This window comes from Streptomyces sp. 8K308 (assembly GCF_004348315.1).
Classification (GTDB): Bacteria; Actinomycetota; Actinomycetes; order Streptomycetales; family Streptomycetaceae; genus Streptomyces.
This window is the reverse complement of the sequence record NZ_SMKC01000338.1, coordinates 1-7,446: the sequence shown is the minus strand read 5'-3', so window position 1 is coordinate 7,446 and position 7,446 is coordinate 1. Positions and strand designations below refer to the sequence as shown.

General features: G+C 74.2%; 6 protein-coding genes and 1 pseudogene. 2 read left to right on the top strand and 5 right to left on the bottom strand.

Going from position 1 to position 7,446, the window contains the following annotated elements; translation table 11 throughout:
- Positions 1-8 precede the first annotated feature (8 nt).
- Positions 9-1,040 (bottom strand): SGNH/GDSL hydrolase family protein, encoded by a 1,032-nt coding sequence (locus E1265_RS30380; protein ID WP_132934190.1) that lies wholly within the window; start codon positions 1,038-1,040, stop codon positions 9-11.
- A gap of 137 nt (positions 1,041-1,177) precedes the next feature.
- Between E1265_RS30380 and E1265_RS30375 the strand changes: the two genes are divergently transcribed.
- A complete protein-coding gene (locus tag E1265_RS30375; protein ID WP_132934189.1) occupies positions 1,178-2,560 on the top strand; it encodes a cystathionine beta-synthase in 1,383 nt (460 codons plus the stop codon).
- Between the two features lie 307 nt (positions 2,561-2,867).
- Here E1265_RS30375 and E1265_RS30370 read toward each other — a convergent pair whose 3' ends face one another.
- Positions 2,868-3,320, bottom strand: a complete 453-nt coding sequence (locus tag E1265_RS30370; RefSeq protein WP_132934188.1) for a hypothetical protein — start codon at positions 3,318-3,320, stop codon at positions 2,868-2,870.
- A 133-nt stretch (positions 3,321-3,453) separates the two neighbouring features.
- Here E1265_RS30370 and E1265_RS30365 point away from each other — a divergent pair, with 133 nt between their 5' ends.
- Positions 3,454-4,314, top strand: coding sequence for a MurR/RpiR family transcriptional regulator (locus tag E1265_RS30365; protein WP_243741221.1), 861 nt, complete (start codon positions 3,454-3,456; stop codon positions 4,312-4,314).
- Positions 4,315-4,347: 33 nt separating this feature from the next.
- On the opposite strand, the gene E1265_RS30360 is transcribed toward E1265_RS30365, so the two are convergent.
- The 3 genes and pseudogenes from E1265_RS30360 to E1265_RS37430 all read right to left on the bottom strand — a co-directional run.
- A complete protein-coding gene (locus E1265_RS30360; protein WP_243741220.1) occupies positions 4,348-5,100 on the bottom strand; it encodes an FHA domain-containing protein in 753 nt (250 codons plus the stop codon).
- A gap of 178 nt (positions 5,101-5,278) precedes the next feature.
- Complete coding sequence (locus tag E1265_RS39860; RefSeq protein WP_243741219.1) at positions 5,279-7,153, bottom strand: serine/threonine-protein kinase; 1,875 nt, start codon at positions 7,151-7,153, stop codon at positions 5,279-5,281.
- Positions 7,154-7,256: 103 nt separating this feature from the next.
- Positions 7,257-7,446 (bottom strand): annotated as a pseudogene (locus E1265_RS37430) (diaminopimelate decarboxylase); the annotation flags it as partial.

Genomic DNA, 7,446 nt, shown 5'->3' with positions numbered 1-7,446 from the left:
AGGGAGCGTCATGGGCCGGTGGCCTGGCCGCAGTCGGCGGGGGTCGGTCCTTCGGACCGGTGGGCCGGCAGGTCGATCTGGCGGCGCCTGCGCTTGACCAGCGCCCACGGGATGCGCTGGCCGCCGCTGACCGCGGCGCTCACCTCGGTGCCCTCCTCGGACACCGCGCTGGCCGCCGCGTCCGCCACTGGCAGCAGCCGCTCCCGGCGTGCCGCCTCGGCCGGCCAGACGCCGAGCGCGTCGCAGAGCGTCGGCAGGATCGCCATCGCCGCCGCCACGTACCCCTGCGCCGACGGGTGGTAGCGGTCGGGTCCGAAGAGCTCCCGCGGATGCGCCGCGAACTCCGGCCCGAGGAGCGTGCCGAGCGAGACCGTGCGCCCCCCGAGCTCCACCACCGCGATGGTCTGCGCCGCGGCCAGCTGGTGGCAGAGCCGCCTGGCCACCCAGCGCAGCGGCTGCGCCACCGGCTCGACGGAGCCCAGGTCGGGGCAGGTGCCGACGATCACCTGGCAGCCGGCCGTGCGCAGCCTGGCCACCGCCTCCGACAGGTACTTCACGGAACGCGCCGGCGTCACCCGCCCGGTGATGTCGTTGGCGCCGATCATGATCACGCAGACGTCCGGCACCGGCGCCCGACCCGGCTCCGTCAACAGCAGCGACACCTGCCGCTCCAGGTCGGATGACTTGGCCCCGGTCAGCGCCACGTTGTGCAGCTCGACCGCCCGCTCAGAGACGGCCGCGAGCCCCGAGGCGAGCAGCGCGCCCGGCGTCTGCGCGGCGCGGTGCACCCCGTACCCGGCGGCCGTCGAGTCGCCCAGCATCGCCAGGCGCCAGGGAGCGCCCGGCGAGTCGGCGAACGCGACGCCGTACAGGCCGTCGGAGACCGGCGGTTCGTCCTCCCAGCCGGCGCCGAGCCGGCGCCGCGCGTACTGCGCCTCCGTCAGCAGCAGCCCCGCCGCCGCGCCGCCCAGCACACTGAGACCGCCGCCGCCGTAGGCGGCCGCCGTCGCGATCCTGCGTGCCACCCTCGCCCGTGACATGGCCGCCTCCCACATCTGTGCTTCGCGTCTCTCCACACATGTGGTGCCCAGCGCGGCACGCCGCGCAACGCAATAGGGTGATGTCCGGTGAGCGAACATCAGCCGCCGCCGAACCGGCCCGATATGCGGAGACCCAGGTGCAGTATCACGAGTCGATGATCGACCTTGTCGGCAACACCCCGTTGGTGAAGCTCAGCCGAGTGACCGCCGGAATCAGGGCCACGGTCCTGGCCAAGGTCGAGTACTTCAACCCCGGCGGGTCGGTGAAGGACCGCATCGCGCTGCGGATGATCGAGGCCGCCGAGGACTCGGGCGCCCTGCGGCCCGGCGGCGTGATCGTCGAGCCCACCTCGGGCAACACCGGCGTCGGGCTCGCCATCGTGGCCCAGCGCAAGGGATACCGCTGCGTCTTCGTCTGCCCCGACAAGGTCTCGACCGACAAGATCAACGTGCTGCGCGCCTACGGCGCCGAGGTCGTCGTCTGCCCCACCGCCGTCGACCCCGAGCACCCCGACTCGTACTACAACGTCTCCGACCGGCTGGTGCGCGAGACGCCGGGCGCCTGGAAGCCCGACCAGTACAGCAACCCGGACAACCCGCGCTCCCACTACGAGACCACAGGGCCCGAGCTGTGGAAGCAGACCGAGGGCCGGATCACCCACTTCGTCGCCGGCGTGGGCACCGGCGGCACCATCACCGGCACCGGCCGCTACCTCAAGGACGTCAGCGGCGGCCGGGTGCGGATCGTCGGCGCCGACCCGGAGGGCTCGGTGTACTCGGGCGGCTCGGGCCGCCCCTACCTGGTCGAGGGCGTCGGCGAGGACTTCTGGCCGTCCGCCTACGACCCCGAGGTGGCCGACGAGATCATCGCCGTCTCCGACAAGGACTCCTTCCAGATGACCAGGCGGCTCGCTCGCGAGGAGGGCCTGCTGGTCGGCGGCTCCTGCGGGATGGCCGTGGTCGCCGCGCTCGGGGCGGCCAGGGGCCTCGGCCCCGACGACGTCGTCGTGGTGCTGCTCCCGGACGGCGGCCGCGGCTACCTCAGCAAGATCTTCAACGACGAGTGGATGGCCGATTACGGCTTCCTCGAGGGCGGCGAGCCCGAGCTGCGGGTCGGGGACGTGCTGCGCGGCAAGGAGGGTGACATGCCGTCGCTGGTCCACATGCACCCCGACGAGACGGTGGGGCAGGCCATCGAGGTGCTGCGGGAGTACGGCGTCTCGCAGATGCCGGTGGTCAAGCCGGGCGCCGGACACCCGGACGTGATGGCCGCCGAGATCGTCGGCTCGGTCGTCGAACGGGAGCTCCTCGACGCGCTGTTCGCGCGACGGGCGGCGCTCGGCGACCCGCTGGAGAAGCACCTGAGCCCGCCGCTGCCGCACGTCGGCTCGGGCGAGCCGGTGGCCGACCTGATGAGCGTGTTGCGGGAGGCCGACGCGGCGGTGGTGCTGGTCGAGGGCAAGCCGACGGGCGTGGTCAGCCGGCAGGACCTGCTCACCTTCCTCGCCGCCGAACGCTGAGCGCCGCAGGGCCAGTTCGGTCGCGTGAGGAGCTGGCTTTCGTCGGGTCAGCCAACAGAACCCGAAGTGTCACGGCCGGGCAACGCGGCGTTAACACCCGTCCGGCAGAGTTCTGGGTGTCGGCACCAAGGACCTCCGGAGCGGCTCCCGGACCTCCCTGGTCGCCCGGACGCGAGGCCCCGACCCGGCCCGTGTCCCCGCGGGGACCGCCGTCGTCCCGCCCCTGGTGACTACACCGGGGTGCGGCGGTCCCCGCCAACCTCCCCCGCGCGTCCGCCAGGACAGCAGGACGTCAGGGCGTCAGAACCTAGACCCAGTCCTCGTCGCGCTCCCGCTTCCCGCCGCCACCACCGCGGCGCAGCGCGCCGTGCGCCACGTAGCAGGCGTTGACGCCGACGATGCCGCCCCAGCACAGCAGCAGCCCGGACACGCCGGCCTGCGTGGCGGCGATCGCCGACAGCGGGATCGCGAGCACCAGCGAGAGCGCGGCCAGGCCGAAGGCCACGCCAGGGCCCGACGCCTCCCCCTGCGCCGCCGCGGGCCGCCCGCCGCGCGCGATCACCATCTGCTGCTCGGCGAGCTGCCGCCGCACTCGCTTGTCCACGGTGGCGTCGATGCGCTGCTCCACCTTGCCGAGGAACGAGTCGACGAGCTCCGACTCGTATCCCTCGCCGAGCTCCTTGCGCGTCTGCACGGCCGCCTCGAGCTCGCTCCTGAGGTCGACGTCGTCATGCAGTTCGCGGTCGCGGGCACTGGTCATGACACCTACGGTACGGGGGCGCGCCGGTGCCCCGCAGGGGGGATAACCCCCCTTTCCCACCCTGACTTTCCGGTACCGCGCCTCGGGGTCGGCCAGGGTCGTCCCCGCCGGGCGACTGCATAGGATGACGCGGGTGAGGCGGACGAGCGAGCCGGGCGGTGGGGGCGGTGCGGGCGCCGAACTGCTGCGGCTCTTGGAGGGGCACCGGCTGACCCCGACCCAGCGGCGGATCGCGCACTGCCTGGTCCGGCGCGCCGACGAGGCGCCGTTCCTGTCCAGCGTGGAGCTGGCCGAGCTGGCCGGCGTCAGCCAGCCGTCGGTCACCCGCTTCGCGGTCGCCCTCGGCTTCGACGGCTACCCGGCGCTGCGGCGGCGGCTGCGGGAGAGCGTCCGGGAGGCCGGCGAGCCGGCGGCGCGGCGCGGGAACGTGTACCAGCAGGCGGTGCTCGCCGAGATCGAACAGCTCCGGCGGCTCGCCGCCGAGCTGGCCGACCCGAGGCGGATCGAGGAGGCCGGGCGGCTGCTGGCCGCGTCGCGGCCGCTGCCGGTGCTCGGACTGCGGGCGGCGGCGGCCGAGGCCGCCGGCTTCGCCTACTTCGCGGCCAAGGTCCACCCGGACGTGCGGCTGCTCGACGAGGGCGGCTCCATGCTCGCGGACCGCCTCGACGCGGCGGTGGCGGCGGGCGCCGCCGCGCTGCTCTGCTTCGCGCTGCCGCGCTACCCGCGCGAGGTCGCCGAGGCGCTGGACGCGGCGCGGGCGGCCGGCCTGCGGGTGGTCACGGTCACCGACAGCGCGCTCGCGCCCGTGGTCCACCCCGACGACCTGCTGCTCGCCGCCCCCGTCAGCACGGCCCTCTCGTTCGACACCGCCTGCGCCCCGAACCTCCTCGCCCGCGCCGTCCTCGAGGCGATGTGCGACTCCCTGCCTGACGCCCAGTCCCGCCTCGACGCCTTCGACACGCGGGCCGCGGAGCGCGGCCTCTTCCTGGCCTGACGCGGGCCCGGCCGCCCTGCCCGGCCCGCCGCGCTACGGCGTCTCGTCGAGGAGGGTGAGGTCAGGGGGTACCAGGCTGGTGGTCTCCACCAGACCTTTGAGGAGGTTGTGGAGGAGGCGGGCGTCGTAGGGGCCGTCATCCTCCTCGCGGATCACGGCGGGCGGGAAGCCGGCGGCGTGGAGGCGGCGGCGGAGTTCGCCGGCCCTGCGCTCTACCGTGCGGGCCGTCCAACCGTCCTCCAGGCGCAGGTACCCGAGCTGGGCGTTCGCCTCGCGGTAGGTCACCGGGCGCGGGTCGGGCTCGTAGCGCAGGTAGCACTGGGCGAGCACCACGGCGATCAGTCGTTCCTCGGGGGCGAGGTCCCACCGCTTGGGCGGCACGGTCGGCGCGCCGGGGGCCGATCGTGGCTCCGGCCGTTCGTGGTCGGCCACGAACAGTTCGACCAGGTGCTCCCGGCCGCCCGAGCCCTTGACGAAGAGCGGCGTGTGGCCGCTGGCCAGCGGCACCGGCTCCGAGGTGTGGTGGAGCATCAGGCCGCGCGGCAGGCGCACCAGCTGTCGGCCGATGTTCCGCGGCCACCACAGGTTGTCGCGGAAGATCAGTTCGCCGTGCCGGCGGCTGACCGACTGGTCCTGGCCGCCGACGGTCAGGTGGACCTCGGGGTCGTCCTTCGGCGTGTTGCGGCCGAAGCGGATGACGCGCTCGGGCTCCGGCGGCGCCCCCAGGGTCCCCTGCGTCGAACTCGCGTGCAGCGTGCGCGGCGGCCGGGACGGCCGATGCGGCACGCCACGGACGAGCGTCCGCCGATCACCCTGCCCCACGTATCCGCCGCTCGGCGCCCGTTCCGCATGCGACCGTCGCGTGGCGTGACGATACCGCGCCGCGCGGCCGGCGCGCGGCCGGTCCTGGGGATCGGACCGTGGGGACTCCGTGTCCGTCCCAGTCAGTCGTCGTCAGCCGTCGTCAGTCGTTCTCGACGGGGTACGGCTCGTCGTCGGGGCTGCTCGTCCACTGGATGTAGAGGGTGCCGTCAGGACCGGTCCGCACCCACGAACTGTTCTGTGCGCGGCAGGTGTCGTCGCTCCGCTCCTCGATCAGGATGTCGGGCGAGAGCAGCAGCTCGTCGCCGCGCACCGCCGCCAGCTGGTTCTCGGTCACGCAGGTCTCGCCGTCGAGCTGCCACGTCCACCGCCACACGGTGTCGCCGATCGCGCCCTGCTCGATGGTGACCTCGTCGAGCCCCTCCTCGTCGTCGTCCGTGGTGTACTCGTCGCGCCAGGACCGGACCAGGGCGGCGGGCACGGCGCCCTGGTCGCCCGTCTCGGCTCGTTCGAGGGACGCCTCCTGTTCGCCGCCGCTCCACCGCAGCTCGCCGTCCGGGAGGAGGCTGAGCGACCTGACCGTGCCGTCCGCCCGACAGTTCTCCTCCAACTCGCCCTCCGGCACGCTGCGCTCGGCGACCTCCGTGTAGTCGAGCCGGTCCTCGCGCAGCGACTCGAGGCGGATGTCGTAGACGCACATCGAGCTCCGGTAGGTGACGATCGCCCGACCCACGCTCTCGCCGGGGCGCGCCTGCCTGATCTCCAGCCACAGGGCCTTCCAGCCCGGCTCGCCCTCGGTGCCGTACTCGCCCTGCCAGGAGCCGAGCAGGCCTTCGGGTACGGCGACCGGCGCGGACGGGGGCGTCGCGGCGTTCTCGGCTCCGTCGCCGCCGGCGGCGTCATCGCCGTCATCGTCGGCCAGCGTCACCGCGGCGGCCAGGCCGAGCACCGCGACCACGACGGCGCCCGCCAGGGCGACGGCCAGTCCTCGGCGCCCGCGCGGCGCGGGCGAGGGCCGCCTGGCGTCCGGCGGCGAGGGCACGGAGACGGGGACCGTGGGCGGCGCCTCCGGCCTTTCTGGCGCTACGGCCGTCGGGGGAGCGGGCATGGGCGGCCGGGTCGGGTGGGCGTGTTCGAGCGCGAGCAGCGCCTCAGCCGTCCGCCCGATCCCCTGCACCACCTCGGGCGGCAGCCAGGGCCGGCCGTCGGGTGCCGGGTGGCCGAGCAGCTGGGCCAAGGGCGTCCGCAGCGTCGGGTCCTTGGCCAGGCAGCCGCCGATCAGCTCCCGCAACTCCTCGGGGACGCCGTCGAGTTCTGGCGGCTGGTGGGCGATGCGGTAGGTGAGGAGGTGCGGCGAGGTGTCGAGCGCGCCGAACGGGGTGCGCCCGGTGACGGCGTAGGTCAGCAGCGAGCCGAGGCCGAACACGTCGCTGGCCGGCGTCAGTCGGCCGCCGTCCACCTGCTCGGGCGACATGAAGCCGGGCGAGCCCACGACGGTCCCGGTGCGGGTGATGCGGTCGCCGGGCGCCGGGTCGAGCGCCCTGGCGATGCCGAAGTCGATGACCCGGGGGCCGTCGAAGGTCAGCAGCACGTTGGACGGCTTCAGGTCCCGGTGCAGCACGCCGGCGGCGTGCACGGCGCCCAGGGCCCTGGCCATGCCGCCGGCCAGCAGCAGCGCGCTGGGCGCGGGCAGCGTGCCGTGTTCGCTGACCACCTGCAACAGGGACGGGCCCGCGATGAAGGCGGTGGCGACCCACGGGTGCTCGGCCTCGGTGTCGGCGTCGAGCACGGGCGCGGTCCACTCGCCGCCGACCCGCCGGGCGGCGGCGATCTCCCGGGCGAAGCGGCGGCGGAACTCGGGGTCCCGGGCGAGGGTGGTCAGGATCGTCTTCACGGCGACCGTCCGCCCCCGGTCGGAGCGCCCCAGGTACACCGTGCCCATGCCACCCTCGCCGAGTCTGCCGAGCAGCCGGTAGGGGCCGATCCGGTCGGGGTCCTCGGGCGTCAGCTGCTCCATCTCGGCGCCGCTCCTGAACATCGCATCGCTTGACGGTTCTTGGGACGCCGATTCCACCCCACACCGCTCGGGACCCCTCCCGACCCTCAGTGCGCGCCGTGGCTCACAGGCCGCCGCCGAACTCGGTCAGGAGCTCCTGGAGCGTCTGGGCCTGGCGGAGTGTGGTGAAGGAGACCGAGCCGTCGTCGGCGATGGAGTAGCCGTGGACGGCGGGGCGCGGCAGGGCGTTGTAGGCGAAGGGGGTGGAGAAGTAGTAGGCGCCGGTGTCCAGGAGCTGTCTCTTATACACAACT

Excerpts from the sequence above, each read along its gene's own strand:
- E1265_RS30380 (WP_132934190.1), bottom strand. The coding sequence starts at position 1,040 with ATGTCACGGGCGAGGGTGGCACGCAGGATCGCGACGGCGGCCGCCTAC.
- E1265_RS30370 (WP_132934188.1), bottom strand. The coding sequence starts at position 3,320 with ATGACCAGTGCCCGCGACCGCGAACTGCATGACGACGTCGACCTCAGG.
- E1265_RS39860 (WP_243741219.1), bottom strand. The coding sequence starts at position 7,153 with ATGGAGCAGCTGACGCCCGAGGACCCCGACCGGATCGGCCCCTACCGG.